Source organism: Edaphobacter sp. HDX4, assembly GCF_036877565.1.
Classification (GTDB): Bacteria; Acidobacteriota; Terriglobia; order Terriglobales; family Acidobacteriaceae; genus Edaphobacter.
On sequence record NZ_JAEDXW010000029.1, the window covers coordinates 35,614 to 51,234 of the forward strand.

Below are 15,621 nucleotides of genomic sequence, written 5' to 3' on the forward strand. Positions count from 1 at the left end.
ATTTAAAACTCCAGTACGAATTTGCCGTGGAAGGTCCGGCTGGGCCCGTTGAAGAACTGGCCGAACCGAGAGCTGTCGAGATTGTTTTGAACATCGCGGTAGTTGTCGCGATTGAAGACGTTGTAGACACCAAATCCGACCCGGGCGTGGCTCTCCTTTACGGGCAGACGAACACGGCGCCAGACCTGTAGGTCGGTCGAAACGAAACGAGGGAATTGCGATTCATTCCTCGGTCCCACGAATTCGCGGTACTGGTTGACCGTTGAGTAAGGGAAGCCATTGTGGATATCGACTACGGGAGAGATCGTCAATTTCCACGGTGCGGCAATCTCCCCCCAGAACAGGACCCGATTAGGCGAGTCAAAGCCTAAACGACCGCGCTGATTAGGTTGAATCACCGCCAGAGGGTTGTTGCCGAAAAATTGGTTGAAATCATTTAGGTCACCGTATGCGCGCGAATGGACGTACGAGGCGTTCAGGGTGCTATGGTGAATTCGATATTGGCCCGTGACCTGAAATTCTTTGTAGATGTCGCTTCCGCGGTTCGATAACGAAAGGTCGCCAGTCGATCCTGACGCAATGGGATTGACGTAGTACGCGTGGACTGTATTGCGCTGCTGATACCCCACTCGGATCAGAAGATTGCTCGTAACCTCACGATTGAGTTCGAGGTTCCAGACTTCACTGCGCGGATTTTCGAGACCGTTCGAGATGACGTTCGAATATCTTGTAGAACGGATGACCTCACCAGCTGGATTCAGTCGAGTCACTGTACGACCCGGTAGATAACCAAATGCTGGGACGTTGAGTGGAACCCGGTCGTAGAAGAACCCTGCTCCGCCTTTGAGCATTGTTTTCCCATCGGCTGTCAGTGCAAGGACGAACCCGGCGCGAGGAGCCGTGTTCACAGAATCTGTGATCGAGTCACGATCAAAGCGAAGTCCCAAATCGAACGTCAGACGATTAGAAACAGTCCATTTGTCGCCAAGGAACCAGGCCGTCTCGTTTTGGTGAATGGAGAAGGTTGAAGTTGGCCCAAACTGGATTCGCTCCAGAGGATAGTTGGCAACCCCGACAATCTCTACCGGGAGAAATTCCTGACGCCCATCATAGGAACTGTGCACGAAGTTTGCGCCAGCATCGAGTTCATGCGATCCAAGGTAGTGGAACGGGCGGGAACGGAAGACTTCTGCCCATTCTGTCCGCGTCGTATTACGGTCTTGGTGGTTGTTGAAACCGCCCTTGGTGGTTTCAACAAGAAGTTGATAGGGTTCATTGCTGTTCGGCAACAGATCAGCATCAAGTTTTCTGAAGCTCACCTGTGACGTCAGCAGATTGCCCGAGTCCGTAACATAGCGATGCTGCAGATACTCCTGATATCCACGCTGATGTAAGTTGGGCGTGCTCTCCTGCGGTGTAAAAGTGTTCAGCCCGTAGTAATCGAGCTTTTGCGGAAAGATGGCAAACGATGCAGTGGCGGTTTGCTTTTTCGTAATGTTGGCATCAATTTGCGTATAAGAATTGAAGTTTTCGGAACGATTCCACGCCTCGAGTGGCGGCAGACTATATACCTGGTCGCGTTCATAGCGATATTCCAGCGATTGGGTAATGGCAAGACGGTCCTTCACAATCGGAGCGGAGATGGTGACTCGGGGTGTCGCCGCGGCAATGCCCATGATTGACCCATCAACTCTCCGTAAACGCGGAAGCAGATTCTGAACGGAGTACCGAAACTTGTTGAAGCTCCCCGGCCGCGTCTCGACATTCGAAACGGCGCCAGTGAACTTTCCATACTCGGGGTTGTAGGGCGTTGAGAGAACCTGCACGGATGAAACCACATCGATGGGAATATTGAGTGCAGCAGTGCCCGTAGCTGGATCGGTTACGTCAGCGCTGTTGAGAAGCGATCCGCTCTGTGATGCATGAGCGCCTTTCATGTTGATTAAGCCACTCGGACCGCGAACTACGCCCGGAATCAGGGGCAACAAACTGCTGAAACGCTCATCGACATTGGGCATGTTCCTGATAGTCGACTCGCCGAGCGTGGTCGTTCCAGGAGACTCTTTGGGGTCTATCTGATCAGTACTGGCGGTGACCGTGGTCGACTCCACAACGGCATCGACTTTCATTTCCAACGCTATTTCTGAAGTAGAGCCGGCTGCAACCCTAATGGTCCGATTCCCAGTTAAGCCGAGTGCTTGTGCGTTAATCGTGTACGCCCCAGCAGGAACTGCATTGAATGCGAACTTGCCTCCGACATCACTCTTAGTCTCAATGTGTGTAGGACCGTCCAACGAAATTTGTGCGGTGGATACGACAGCGTGCACTCCGTTTGCATCAACCGTAAACACCGCACCGTCAACGGTGCCGGTAGCCTGCCGGGTGCTCTGAGCAGAGACACAAGCTACAAGCAGTCCGATAGCGATTACTGTTGCCACGAGTTTGTGTGTCATGTTGATCCTCTTTGTGCTTGGAGCCGGCGTAGGATTTCTTGCGCATGTAGACGACAGTCTCGGCTCGAAACGAATTTCGCCCATCAACGTGTTCATGTCGTCGCAAACCTCACGAATCGAGGTGTGAGCCTTCCAGAGCCATCGCCGTTTTGGCCAGGATTTGTTCGGGAGATAGGTGGCAACGCAAAAGCATCTCAACCGCGAGTGTGAGGGTGGTTCGCTGTTCGAAGACCAATGTTCTCCACATGTCTTCCTGAGTGATTTCAAGCTGAGTGCGTGTCATGTGTTTGTCCTCCTAATGCCAATGAACCGGCGACTTCTTGCATTGTGCGACGAGTTCCGTTTGGGAACAGCCCCAGGACAAGGCAAATGGCAAACTCTTTGGGAGGCGAATAGCGGCCTCTTCTGAGCTTGAAGATTTGATTGCTGGGGACAATCTCTTAGAGAGAGTTGGAGTCACGGTCCGCAAGGCCAAGCAGGCGTTTCGATTGCTTCATTCCATGAAGCAATCTTGCCTCTAACGCTGAACGCCCGGGAGTAATGACACGTAAGCCATTCGTTAGCTTACGGGGCGGCTTACGGTTTCGGTCGCGGAGACAGGTTCTGCTTTTTCAGAAGTTTGCCGAACCTACAGTCGGCAAGGGGAGGAGTGAAAACGGTTTCATCGGCAAAAGATTAGTGAAGTTGGTCTTGTGGTTGATTGTTTTCTCTGATGTAGTGAATCACCCAGATCCATTTGTTTCAGAACAGGCGGTGGGAGCCGAGGCTTGATCAAAGGCGATCCGGCCGCGACCCATCGTTTTTGAAAATCGCTTCCGGAGTATCGGACTAGAGCAAGACTGCGATCCGTTCGTCAATCTCGAAGGCATCGTTTCAACGAATCGGACCGTCGAGCCGAATTCCGCGAAGAGAGGTGCACGCCGGAAACGTAGAGCTTTAGCGGAGACTCGTACGCGTCACAACGGCATATTGTTCGCTGTTGTGCTGGATTGTGTACATTCACTTTTCTCATCTTCTGCCTCGAGTTTGGAAGGACCTGATCTCATTTCCTCGATTCGGCGACTACATCTATCTGCTTGTCATTCTGTACCCGGGCCGGATTTCGCGATGCTCCGCTTTGAGGGAAACTAGGACCTACGTTGTGGCAAGTGGCCACCTCGTTCTGAAGGCAAGGGGGGCTTGTTCGAGGAAGAGGCTGATCTCTTTCAATTTGTGGCGGCTAGCTCTTATGTGGCAAGGGCTCGATGCGCTTCCATCCGAACAAGCGAGCATCGATCGACCATAGTCCCGGTCCCAACATCGCTAGGGCAGAACCGAAGATCGCGATCAAAAGGTGAAGCAGCCACGCAGAAGGTCTCATAAAAACGCTGCAACTCTCGATGAGCGCCAGCAGCGTACCCACAATTGGTGTGCAGAAACCGACGCCGAGAAGAAGCGCTGCCGCGGCAAGGAGGATGGCCACGATTGCCTCAGGGACAGGCGGATTACCCAGAAAGACGGAACCTACGCTATTCATTATGGCAACGCCGGCACCGAGCCGTATCAGAATGAGACCGATACCAGGCCAACCTCCGGCAAATGTGGAATACAAACGTCGCATTCGACACCCCTCGACTATGCTATCCATGTTCGTAGGAATCTCAATGGAATAGAGCCCCACAAAGAGCCCTGACGACGCCTCTTTCGAGGCGGCCGGCTGGATAACGAGAGGCGAGCCCAGGGCTACAGTTCGATAATTCCCCGTTTCAGGGCGATTGTGGCCGCGTGAGTTCGGTCGTTTGCCCCTAGTTTGGAAAGGATGTTTTTCACCCGGCTTTTAACTGATTCTTCCGTCGTGGAGAGCTGATCGGCAATCTCCTTGTTAGCACTTCCTTTGGCAATCAATCGAAGTACGTTGATCTCGGCCGGAGTCAAGCTTTCGTCGGTCGCATGTTCGACAATCTCCAGCGAAACCTCGGGGCTGACAGTCTTCCTCCCCGCATGTGCCGCCCGAATAGTCGCCAGTAGCTCCTTGTGTAACGCATTTTTCAGCAGATAGCCCTGGGCGCCCGCCTTGAGCGCCCGAACGATCTGTATATCACTCTTGTAAGTCGTCAGCATGACGATCTTCGCATCCGGGAATTCACCGCGAATGGCCATCAGAGCATCAAGCCCGTTCATCTCCGGCATCTGCACGTCCATCAGAGTAAGATCCGGCTGATGCGTCCTGAACTGCTGGATCGCTTCACGGCCATCTGACGCTTCGCCGACCAGAATCATGTCCGGCTGAATGGCGATCAATGCGGCGATCCCCTCGCGAACGATGGGATGATCATCGACTGCAAGAATTCGAATTCGACGGGCGCTCGTGCTCATTTCCGATCTCCTGATTCACACCATTATTTTCTGGCCATCAGTTCCGCTACCCACGACCTCTTGGCAGCTGTGATATAGGCCACAGCTGCAGGGATCCGAAGTTCCACTTCGGTACCGGCGCCCACTTCGCTCCAAATCACCAGTTCGCCACCTATCAGCCCGGCGCGTTCCCGCATGCCCGGCAAACCGTAATGTCCCTCAGGTTCTTGCCCGGACAGAACCGTCGTATCTATGCCTTTTCCATCGTCCCTTATGCGGACCCGGAACTGTTGGTCGTCATATCGGATTTCCACCTCGAGTTTCCGCGACTGGGCATGCCGAAACGCGTTTCGCAGCGATTCAGCGGCTATTCTGTAGATTTCATCCCGCAGAATGGGATGCAAATCGCGTGGCTCGCCTTCAACAGTGACGCGAAGCGCCGGAGACTCCTCGTTCGTTGCCTCAGCAGCAAGTTCCTCGCCCAGCGTAGTTATCGCTCGTGCAAGGTCGTTCGTTTCGAGCGCAGACTCGCGCAGTCCTTGGACGGCATCCCGGCCTTCGGTGATCGCATTGGCGGCGCGGTCGATCGTTCGATCTAGCTGGTCCTTCGCTTCCACTGGCCGTTCCGGCAATAACTCGGAAACAATTTGGAACCGCAGCAACAACCCATGGAAACTTTGAAGCAGAGTATCGTGAATATCACGTGCAATACGTGTGCGCTCACTGACACGCGCTTCCAGGGTCATCTCGAACTGAAGATGCAACTGTCGTAAACGCCACCGGTAGGCTGCCCATAGCAAAGTCAGGACAAAGAACAAGCATAGGACGCGAAACCACGTTGTCTTCCACCAGGGGGGCCTCACGAAAATGATCAACGATGCCCCTTGTTGATTCCACACGCCGTCGCTGTTCGATCCCTGCACGTAAAAAACATAGTTGCCAGGGTCGAGGTTGGTGTAGGTAGCCACGCGCTGCTTGCTATCCACCTCGTTCCAGCCAGGTTCGAAGTTCTCGAGCTTATACCGATAGCGATTCTTCTGGGAATTTGCGTAACTCAACGCCGCGAATTCAAAGGAAAAAACATTCTCGCGGTAGGAGAGAGTCAACGAATCCAGATAAGTGATGGCTTTCTTGAGTACCGATTTAGGACCGATGGGCACGGCTTTGTTGAATATTTTGAGGCTGGTGATCACGACCGGTGGCACATAGGGATTGTCGCGGACATTGTCAGGAAAAAATGCATTGAAGCCATTACTGCCGCCAAAGAACATCTCGCCATCTTGGCCTTGATAACAACCGGTGCTGAACTCATTGCTCTGCAAGCCGTCGGATACGTCGTAGTTTCTAAATCTTTTCCTCTGCGGATCAAAGCGGGATACGCCATGCTGGGTGCTGAGCCAAACGCTACCAACCCCATCCTCGAGAATGCAGCGAATCGTGCTGCTGGGCAGGCCATCGTTTTCCGTGTAACGGGTGAACGCTCCATTTCCCCGATTGAACCGATACAATCCGTCCATCGCTCCCACCCACAGGGTTCCAGTGCGGTCTTCCAGGATGGCGTTGATGCCGCCGCCGTTGAGGCTGTGAGGGTCGCGCGGGTCAGGCGGATAAGTCACAAATGTCCTCGTCTTCTCGTCGAAACGTATCAGCGCGCCGCCCCACGTCCCTAACCAAATCCTTCCCAATGGATCTCCATCAATAATCCAGACGGTATTTTCGAGGCTGGCTGGATTATCCGGAACAGGCTGATAATTGGTAAACCGGTCCGCAGCGGGATCGAAGCGGCTTAGACCGCCCGCTTGCCCCACCCACATCAGGCCCTTTCGATCTCCATAGATCGTGTAGACGTTATCAGAGATCAAGCTGCTGGGATCATCAGGATTGTGCCGGTAATGCTTGAAACGCCCGGTGCGTTCATCGAACCGATCCAGACCGCTGCCCCCGCCAGCGACCCAGAGATAACCAGATTGGTCTTTGTAAATGCTATCTACGTTGGTGCCTTCAGAGAGCGTCTTCGTGTCGCCTGGCTTGGGTATGTAATGGGTGATTTTGCCGGTCTTTCGATCGATTCCATCGAGAGCGCGAGGAAACAAGCCTACCCACAGAAAGCCAGCCGGATCCTCATAGATCGCCTTGACTCTGCCCGGTGAGACACTCGTGGGGTCGGCGGGGCGATGCTTATAAAGCATGAACTGTTGCTGCCGGGGATTAAGGATGTTAAGCCCGGAGTTCTCCGTTCCCACCCACAGCACGCCACCCCTATCTCGATAGACTGAGAAAATGGCGTTACTGTCGAGGCTATCCGACTTGGTTTCGTCGTGCTGAAGCCGGAATGTGAAACGATCTGTTCGGCGGTCGAAGTAATACAGGCCTAGGCTGGACGGCACCCATAGTCCATTCTGGCCGTCAGCCACCAGATTGCCATTCAGGGATCCGCCGTTGGCGGTCGATGCCAGGACGCCGACAGCACGGGGCTCAAGTGGGTATCTCGTCAAGCGCGCTGCCTGTCTGTCATATCTAACGAGCCCGACGATCGGGGAATTGGTCAGCATCCATAAGTTGCCGGCTTCGTCTTCAAACACACTGTCTGCGCTTAGGCCATTCCTGGTGTCAGGCGGACGAGTGATCTGCCCTGCTTGCTGGTTCACATGGAACAGACCCCGCTCACCGACGAACCATATACTCCCATCTCTGGCCGCAATAACTTGACCGATCCTCCCCACAAACTGGCCGTCGTCGTCATTCAGATAATGGCTAAATTTTCGGGTGGTCGGATCAAACTTGTCGAGGCCGCCGTCTTCCGTTCCAAACCAGAGAAAACCACGACTGTCTTGGGCGATGCTCTTAACCGAAGCGCCATTGAGGCTGTTTGGGTTTTTGGGGTCATGAAGGTAACGGGTACATCGTTCCGTTGCAGGGTCGAAGTTGTTCACCCCGGTGTTGGTGGCGATCCACAAATGACCGTGATCGTCTTCCATCAGATCCTGAATGAAATTAGAACTCAAGGTACCTGGATCATTCGGGTTGTTTTTGTATACGACGAAGTCGTTGCCGTCGTATCGATTGAGGCCGTTTCGGGTGGCAAACCACATGAAACCCCTGCGATCCTGCAAAATCGCAACAACATATCCTTGAGACAAGCCATCATTAGTGGTGAGGTGAGTGAATTTCAAGTCGCTCGCCCGAGCATGGATGCCCGGAGGGTGGACATCCTGCCACAGGTGAGGACTCTCGTCATCTCTAGCTTTAGAGTCCCGGCGAAGGCCGGTCTTCGTAGCTCCATGGGCCGAGCGTGTGTCACTGCCGTGGACAATAACAACTTTTTCAGGCCGTGATTCGGCTGCTACGGCATAGGAAACGATAATCGTGCACAGGAGCAAGATCCTACTCGCTCGTCGCAAGACTGGCCTTCTATTTCGCCGGATGGTGATCATGCCTTCTCCGAAACTTTGCGAGAACCGCGAACGCCTCCGGCCCGGTCGTGTAGGCAATCGCGGCAGGGAGCCGAAGTTCCACTTCGATGCCGGCGCTACTTCGCTCGAACCACCAGTTGTCGCCTACTAGCTCGGGCGCCCGCATTGCGCGTAGTCCGTAGTGTCTCTCTGGCCTTTGCCCGGACAAGAGCGATGTAGCTATGCCCTTTCCATCGTTCCCGTACGCGGAGCCGCAATTGTTGAGTGTCAATTGGGGAGTAAATCCTACCACGCGGCGTCAAGCACGGCATAACCTGTTTGTTCGCACCGCATGGTGTGACCCTAATGTGCTCATATGCCATTCCAACTCGGCTAGTTCTCCACCTCTGGTCCGGAATGCAGGGAACGGGATGTATTCCAAGCCCGCCTCCCGGATACGTCAGTGTCGCCATAGCGGCGCCGCGCCATTGCGCGGCCTAACCTACTGGTCCCGTTGATGTGGAGGGACTTTCATCGCAGTGAGATGGGGCAGCCGGACGTACTTGGTAAATGTGACGTGGCGAATGCAACTGAGGTAGAGCCTCACCTGGTCGCGGTCCGGGACTGAATTGCCATCGGAGGTGGTGCCTGATTGCGGTCTCTCTGTTCCCGAACCCAGGACCGGATACTAAATGCGTATACACAGACGCAAAACAGGTTTGCCGGAATAAATCCGAACTGTGAGGTTCGGACTCCAATGACGCAAACAACGATGCTGTTAACGATCGAAATAAGGAGCCCGGTCCACGATCTTCGACCGACGAGGATTGTCGCCAGGATGGTGAGAAAACACGAAAGATAATCTAAGCGGAACATAGCTAAACCGGGCTTTCCGACTGAAGCTTCCCGCGTGAATAAGTTAGTGACTGATTGCCAACTTATCAGCGACTTCTTGTATTGTCCGGCGAATTCCGTTTAAAGGCAGCCCCAGGGCGAGGCTAATCGCAACTCTTTGGGAGGCGAATAGCGGCCTCTTCTGAGTCGGAAGATTTGGTTGTTCGGGACCAATCTCTCAGGAAGCGCCATCGGGTGATGGCGCTTCCTGAGTTGCATTCGCCACGTCACAATTGACCAGGAACGTCCTTGGTTGCAACACGAACTGAAAGACGCACTCATACCTCTCTGATCATGAACCTGTACAGATGAGCTAGCGGCTTCTGGAACGATGGTTTCTCATTTTGTGGCGATCGTCTCAGTTGGCGCTGGTCGTTCCGCCGTCAGCGTAGCCGGCGTCGGCAAAGTCGATCGCTTCAGAAGCTTCGCTGTATTCTTGGCCACCTTTTCAGCAGCCTTCAAATTGTCGCCCATAAACCGAACATCCCCTGCAGCAGTGCGCTCCAGCACGACCTGACCATTCGGCGCGACCAACTGGATGCGAACCTTGATTTTGGTTGCTCCACTCACAGTTGTTACTGCTCGTCGGGTTTCGCTGCCAGGAGAGTACTTTTCCACCTTTACCTTGAGGATAAGTATGGCCGAAGCGCTATTGGCATCTCGATCACCGCTGCGGAATACGTCGTCGAACTGCTTCGATTCGTTTAACTGCCGCACGACGTCCTCGTAAATCGCATTCGAGAAACAGCTGTCAAGAGTCGTTGCAGCAGGGTCGACTCTGTCGACCTGGACACTCCAGTTCTGGGTAGGAACGCGTTCGTTGACGCTATTCTGCACGGCCGATTGCGTGACGTGTGCACGCTCAGCAATCAGAGTGCTTCTGAAGCCCTCGGCTTTTCCCTTCGGTAAGCGGAATACGACTCCGTGTAGGCCGCCTCTGTCATCAACATATTCTAGGGCCACGCTATCGTACTTCTTGTGGGAGAAGAGGCTTATGACGCGACCTCCCCCATACGGGAGTGCGGCCTTGCCCAGCATCATCGGCACGCCGCCTACCTGCTTGTCTTGTTCCCCGAGCGAGATGCTCAGAATTGAGGCCGCACTCAATTGTGAAGGCAGAGCTCCGTCGGGCGTAAAACGCAGCTCTCCGTCATTGACAGAGAGCTCCCCGCTAACATTGCGCCGGGCATTTTCAAATCCCAAGATATGTGTGACCCGTATGGGAGCGTGCGCGGCTGAATTATCCGTTTGCGTCTGGCCATTGGCATACACGGTCAGCGACGCGAGGGAAATAAGAAAGGCTAATCCAAGCCTCAGCATGAGGGATGAAACGGGTTTATTTGTGGGACAGTCAGGTCGGCGATTCATGATTTCTTTTCTCCGGAAGTAAAAGCGTAATTGACGACGGGAAAACAGTGGACTGGTTCGCAGATCTCAGGTTCTATAGCTCGAACTGAGCCGATAGTGGATCAACTTGTCTCAAGTGATCTGCAGCAGATTGGAGGGTGTTATCTGAAACTAATCACTTGCCACGAGCGCGAGCGCCTTTTGGAGCTGGATCGAACAAATCGGTCAACGCCGACCCGCTGCAAGCCGCTCATCACGTGCTCCAGGAGCGGGCTTCCATTCAGCTCAACCAACGGTTTCGGCAACTCCCCGTAGCGAGCCGCAAGGCGGCTCCCATTGAAAGTGCTGCCGCAGTCCCGCTCGTTTGATCGAGACACGCGAGGGAGTTCCTTCGCCCACAAGCCGATCAGTGTTCCTTGAAGCGTCAATACGGTCGTATTAGCCAGCGGATGCAAGGTGATTAGTAACATGCCACCTACCATGCAAGCTGTTCGCCAAATGCTAACGAGCAAATCGCCCATTGAATTCAAAGCAGATCCGTGACGGAAAAACCTTTTGCGCATTTGCGGGCACTGCCGCGAAGGAGGCATGGTGACGCCAGAGCGGCATGTGCCTCGCCTTGCGGCAAACAACCTCGATCGAATTCCAATCTCTCAGCCGTCAGCTTCAGACGTACTTCGACGTGCACTACCGCATTCGGGAGTCCATAAGGCTCTTATGACACAGCATCCGGAGTTGGAAGTCATTGATCCACGGCGCAGAAGGAAGCATTCCGGGAGTGCGGCGCGATCACTTCAAGAACGCTCTTGTGATCGAAGGAGGTCCATACGACGTTTTCCGAGCCTCGGCATGGGTCAGATCTATAAGGCGCATGTGTAAGCACCACCACAGATAGCACATCGCCGCCGTTGATCATGGCTTAATGAGAGGATCACGAAGAAATGCAACGGCGCAGAAGACGTTACGACGGTAGAGCATTTGCTGGTCGTCGTCTGACCGGGATTCGAACCTTGAAAGTAAAACTGCGATTTGCAGGCTACCGTTGTTTTGGGTTCGCGCCGCCTGCACTCGATGACAGTCCCGGAGTCGCACTGCTGGAACGGTTGACGGCACGTCGAAGCGCGATCTCGAAAGACTAGCTCCAAATCCCTTCAACAGAATCCCAGAACACGCGTATGTTCCGGGCTCAAAGAAGGCGAACTGTCGGCCTCGTAAGAGTCTGCGATCTGGCCCGAGTTGGGGTCGCCACAAAGAAAATTCCAACGCACCATAGATCAGACGATACGGCTGAGCAAAGCGTGAAGCTCGAGAGGAGCAAAGTGTGGCACATCCGACGGTTGCTTTGACGGATCCCGGAGGAATCCCGGGGACAAGCTTTTCCAGCGTCAGCGGGCTCAAAGATCAGTCATCGTATGCAGGAACGATGAAGGCTGAGTATCGTTTCGAGGACATTGTTGGCAAAAGTCATGAGCTTCAGAGAGTGCTGCAACAAGTCATAATCGTTGCGCCTACCGGGTCCACTGTTTTGCTTCATGGCGAGACCGGCACGGGCAAGGAGTTAGTTGCACGCGCCATTCACCGACTCAGTTCCCGTCGCGAGCGTACGTTCGTGCGCATGAACTGCGCCGCTATCCCTTCCGGGCTGCTCGAGAGTGAACTCTTCGGACATGAGAAGGGCGCGTTCACGGGAGCACTGATGCAAAAAAAGGGCAGATTCGAGCTGGCCGATCGCGGCTCGTTATTCCTGGATGAAATCGGCGATATCAGCCTTGAACTGCAGCCGAAGCTGTTGCGAGCAGTGCAGGAGCAAGAATTCGAACGATTGGGGAATGCCAGGACGATACAGGTCGATGTACGGATCATTGCCGCGACCCATCGCGATCTTACGAGCATGATTCAGGAGGGGGGGTTCCGGGAGGATCTGTTCTATCGCCTCAATGTGTTTCCAATTGAAATCCCACCTCTGCGGGAGCGGCGTGAAGATATTCCACTGCTGGCCAACTACTTTGTATCGAAGCTATCGAAGCTCATGGGCAAATCGATCACGTGCATACGTGACGAGGTCATGCAGGTGCTCGTCGATAACCCCTGGCGCGGCAATATCCGGGAACTGGCGAACTTCGTCGAACGCGCTGTCATTCTTACGCGCGGTCATGAATTGGAAATCCCACCAACGGTACTTCGATCGTCTGCCAACACGAGCGCTGTTGGTCCTTCGACACTTACATTTGAGCAGGCGGAATACAACGTAATCCTCTCTGCGTTGCGCGCATCGTCCGGTCGATTGGCGGGGAGCGGAGGAGCCGCGGAGCGCCTCGGACTGAAGCGTACGACATTGCAAAACAAAATCCGACGACTCGGTATTAAGAAAAAACTGTCCTACACGTAAGCACCCAGACGTGATCAATTGGAGGGAGACGAAGACGCAGCGCACGTCGAGTAGTCACCACACTCAATACTTCACGGCATGACTGTCTTTGCCAAAGCCCCGGACTTCCGATGTTAGAGTTTCTTCCGTTCGGCTGGACTCAGAACACAACTGTATTTTCCCCGGTGAACGAGTTGTAGGCCCAACTACCCGTCTTGGCTTGGCCGCAGATCTTCCCTTCCGTTCTCTTCGACGAAAAATGTTTTTCGGCTTACAAGAGGGTTAGCCAGAAAATTGCCGCCCATCGTCATCGTTGAGAAGTCTGTGATCTAGGACCGGCTGACCGAATGGGTCCGGGGCGAGAAGCGTATTCACATGCGACAAGTAAGACTTGCCAACGGCAAAGTTCAAGATTCCATCGCCTCTAACATCCTCAACTCGGGAAAATTGCGATCAGGGCTGTGACATTGAGATAAATCATCGACTCGAGATCATTGATTTTCGAATCGAGAAGTTTTCTTTCGCTGACTCATTGACCGCAACTGGTTGGTTGAAGGGCTTCGCGCGGCCCCACTAAAAAGTTGGATGACATTTTGCGATCTGCTTCGTCAGCTGGTGCTACTAGGGAAAACTCCCAAAAAGGGATCGTTCGAAGAGAACGATTCGAGCTACTCAATGGGCCATTTCCGGCAGAGCGATCTGAGAACAGCTGAATGGACGCTTGCTCAAGGGGCATTCACAAGTGTTCCGGAAACAAATGCGAGTGTGGCCGCAGCGGAAAGCGTAGAGCTGTAGGCATCGTCGGAGGAGAGTGTGGCCTGCAAGAGTTGGGTCTGGGCGGCAACGACGGCTGTAATGGTTCCTACATCATGCTTGTAGGCATCAAGAGCACCGTCGTAGGAGATCTGCGAGGCGTCCTGCAGCGTGCGGGCAGCTTCATCGGCGGCGACACTGGTCTCCAGCGCGTTTTGTGCGCCTACGATCTCGCGAATCGCGACGATCCGTGTCTGGTCCAGTGTTGCCGCGGCTTTGGCAGAGTTATTCTTTGCTTCGCTGATCGCGTTCGCTCTAGCGTGGCCATCGAAGATTGGGACTGATAGTCCGAGAAGAACGGTCGAGTTCCAGTGATTTCCGGTGATGTTCAACGTCGGCAATTGCTGCTCGCCGATCGCTGGAATTGCTGTGAGTCCGAGTTGTCCGCTTACGTAGGCCCCTGTGCCAGCCAGGAAGATTTTTGGGCGGTAGGCGGTCTCGGCGGCCTTGACTGCGGCCTGGCTTGCCTGCTCTGCCGCATAGGCGGCGAGAACGTCCGCGCGACGAGTGAGGGCGTCAGTGACGACCTGCTCGATTGCAGGGCGGCTGTCGTCGGTGAATGTGTGCCGCTCCAGCGGAGCAACTTCGATCTTTTCAAGAGCAGAAAACCCCATGGCTTCGAGGAGAGAGGCATAAGCATTCCTCTCTGCACCTTTGGCCTGGATTTTGGCGAGCTGGGCCTGGGCAGTCACCTGGCGGGTCTGGGTCGACTCCAGTACCGTCCCGATTTCACCGTGATACCGTTCTTCGGCAGCCTTCTGAATCTCCTGAGCATTCTGGAGCGCTTTTGTTGTGGTTACCATATGCCGGGAGGCGGCAAGATAGAGATAGTATGCGACGCATACGTCGTGAATGATCTTCTGATGGACTCCAGTAAAGAGAATGTTCGACGCGATCGATACCTTCTGGGCAGCGTCCACGGCATTCCTGCGTGCGCCGAAGTCGAATAAGAGCCACGCGAGTGTGACTGAGGAGACAGAACCGGTAACAGACTCCGCCCCCTGCGTATTGACTCCAAAGGCGCTGCTACTGCCGGACGACGCTTGATGGCCGCCGATGACATTGGCGGACATGCGCGGGAGGTAGGTACTTCTGGCGATGCCAGCGGTCAGAGCTGCGTTGCGAGCGGTCTCCCATGCGATTCGCGTCTCCGGATGTTCGCGTTCCGCGAGATCGATCAGCTCGGGGAGGGTGTATGGGTGCTCGGCGTCGAGATCGACATGGGGTTTAGGCAGAACGGCGGCGGAGGGGTTCGGTGTAAGTGCGTAGCTCTGTCCGGCGGTGGGCGGCGCTTCCTGCGGAGTTTGGGTGGGGAGCCTTTGTTCCGAAGACACCAGAGCCGAGGGGGCGATGGGCAAATATGTACTTTGCGCCTCCGCGGCGATGGCGTATAGCGCGAGCAGCACTGAAGCTGTTTTCCGGTGGGTGTTATGCATGTTCCTCCGACTGGTCGATTCTCGACCATGCAACCTGGAACGAACGCGACCTGAGGTCTAACAATTCCGATAGAGCGGCATTATTGGCTGCAGGTTCTTTCCCGGAATCTCCCAGCTCAGAACGTGCGAAGAGTGTTGTGTCCAGTTGCTGCGCGGCTTGCACTGCGTTCCTACGCGTGCTACGCCATGCTGTGGTAGGGCGGATGGAAGGAGGTTCATAACCCGCCAACTGAATGTCGGTGTCAATCTTGTGGAGGAGGGCCTGCGTCTTTGCGGCGAGGCGGCGGCGCTGCCAGTGATCGGGAAGTTGGTCTATCTCTTGCAATTGTTTCTGTACTGTCTTCAGGGCCTCCTCGATCTGCGGAGCGATGCTCGCCGGCCAGAGACGCGTCGAAATGAGATACGAGACCAAGATTCCCAGAAAGATTCCGATAACGCGGTCGCGGGCGACGACCATGTTGAAGGACGGGGATGATCCCTGGATGACGCAAAGGAAGTAGGCGAAGGCGAACTGCAATCCCGCATAGGAGACGCGGGGGCTTCCGGCGGCTATCCATGCGCCGATGAAGGCTCCTACGAAGACG

At 54.6% G+C, this 15,621-nt stretch carries 9 protein-coding genes and 1 pseudogene; 2 read left to right on the forward strand and 8 right to left on the reverse strand.

Annotation, left to right across the window (positions count from 1 at the left end):
- Nucleotides 1-2: 2 nt before the first annotated feature.
- The 5 genes from JAO29_RS20595 to JAO29_RS20615 all read right to left on the reverse strand — a co-directional run bounded on the left by JAO29_RS20595 (nt 3) and on the right by JAO29_RS20615 (nt 8,221).
- The gene (locus JAO29_RS20595) at nt 3-2,453 is read right to left on the reverse strand and encodes a hypothetical protein (RefSeq protein ID WP_334270153.1); all 2,451 of its coding nucleotides are present in this window, start codon (nt 2,451-2,453) and stop codon (nt 3-5) included.
- 109 nt (nt 2,454-2,562) lie between these two features.
- Complete coding sequence (locus JAO29_RS20600; protein ID WP_334270154.1) at nt 2,563-2,736, reverse strand: hypothetical protein; 174 nt, start codon at nt 2,734-2,736, stop codon at nt 2,563-2,565.
- A gap of 936 nt (nt 2,737-3,672) precedes the next feature.
- The gene (locus JAO29_RS20605) at nt 3,673-4,053 is read right to left on the reverse strand and encodes a hypothetical protein (protein WP_334270155.1); all 381 of its coding nucleotides are present in this window, start codon (nt 4,051-4,053) and stop codon (nt 3,673-3,675) included.
- Nucleotides 4,054-4,175: 122 nt separating this feature from the next.
- Complete coding sequence (locus JAO29_RS20610; protein WP_334270156.1) at nt 4,176-4,808, reverse strand: response regulator transcription factor; 633 nt, start codon at nt 4,806-4,808, stop codon at nt 4,176-4,178.
- Between the two features lie 23 nt (nt 4,809-4,831).
- Nucleotides 4,832-8,221, reverse strand: a complete 3,390-nt coding sequence (locus JAO29_RS20615) for a sensor histidine kinase (protein ID WP_334270157.1) — start codon at nt 8,219-8,221, stop codon at nt 4,832-4,834.
- Between JAO29_RS20615 and JAO29_RS20620 the strand changes: the two genes are divergently transcribed.
- Nucleotides 8,220-8,351, forward strand: coding sequence for a hypothetical protein (locus tag JAO29_RS20620; protein ID WP_334270158.1), 132 nt, complete (start codon nt 8,220-8,222; stop codon nt 8,349-8,351). The genes JAO29_RS20615 and JAO29_RS20620 overlap by 2 nt on opposite strands.
- Before the next feature lie 1,061 nt (nt 8,352-9,412).
- Here the strand turns inward: JAO29_RS20620 and JAO29_RS20625 are convergent.
- Nucleotides 9,413-10,441, reverse strand: a complete 1,029-nt coding sequence (locus JAO29_RS20625) for a hypothetical protein (RefSeq protein WP_334270159.1) — start codon at nt 10,439-10,441, stop codon at nt 9,413-9,415.
- Nucleotides 10,442-11,843: 1,402 nt separating this feature from the next.
- On the opposite strand from JAO29_RS20625, the gene JAO29_RS20630 reads away from it, so the two are divergent.
- Nucleotides 11,844-12,809, forward strand: coding sequence for a sigma-54 interaction domain-containing protein (locus JAO29_RS20630; protein WP_334270160.1), 966 nt, complete (start codon nt 11,844-11,846; stop codon nt 12,807-12,809).
- A gap of 704 nt (nt 12,810-13,513) precedes the next feature.
- Here the strand turns inward: JAO29_RS20630 and JAO29_RS20635 are convergent.
- Both JAO29_RS20635 and JAO29_RS20640 read right to left on the reverse strand, forming a co-directional pair.
- A complete protein-coding gene (locus JAO29_RS20635) occupies nt 13,514-15,037 on the reverse strand; it encodes a TolC family protein (protein WP_334270161.1) in 1,524 nt (507 codons plus the stop codon).
- Nucleotides 15,030-15,621 (reverse strand): annotated as a pseudogene (locus tag JAO29_RS20640) (FUSC family protein); the annotation flags it as partial. The gene JAO29_RS20635 and the pseudogene JAO29_RS20640, both read right to left, overlap by 8 nt.

Bases quoted from the DNA above. Each gene is read 5' to 3' on its own strand.
- JAO29_RS20595 (WP_334270153.1), bottom strand. From the start codon at position 2,453: ATGACACACAAACTCGTGGCAACAGTAATCGCTATCGGACTGCTTGTA.
- JAO29_RS20630 (WP_334270160.1), top strand. From the start codon at position 11,844: ATGAAGGCTGAGTATCGTTTCGAGGACATTGTTGGCAAAAGTCATGAG.
- JAO29_RS20600 (WP_334270154.1), bottom strand. From the start codon at position 2,736: ATGACACGCACTCAGCTTGAAATCACTCAGGAAGACATGTGGAGAACA.
- JAO29_RS20620 (WP_334270158.1), top strand. From the start codon at position 8,220: ATGCCTTCTCCGAAACTTTGCGAGAACCGCGAACGCCTCCGGCCCGGT.
- JAO29_RS20615 (WP_334270157.1), bottom strand. From the start codon at position 8,221: ATGATCACCATCCGGCGAAATAGAAGGCCAGTCTTGCGACGAGCGAGT.
- JAO29_RS20635 (WP_334270161.1), bottom strand. From the start codon at position 15,037: ATGCATAACACCCACCGGAAAACAGCTTCAGTGCTGCTCGCGCTATAC.
- JAO29_RS20610 (WP_334270156.1), bottom strand. From the start codon at position 4,808: ATGAGCACGAGCGCCCGTCGAATTCGAATTCTTGCAGTCGATGATCAT.
- JAO29_RS20625 (WP_334270159.1), bottom strand. From the start codon at position 10,441: ATGAATCGCCGACCTGACTGTCCCACAAATAAACCCGTTTCATCCCTC.
- JAO29_RS20605 (WP_334270155.1), bottom strand. From the start codon at position 4,053: ATGCGACGTTTGTATTCCACATTTGCCGGAGGTTGGCCTGGTATCGGT.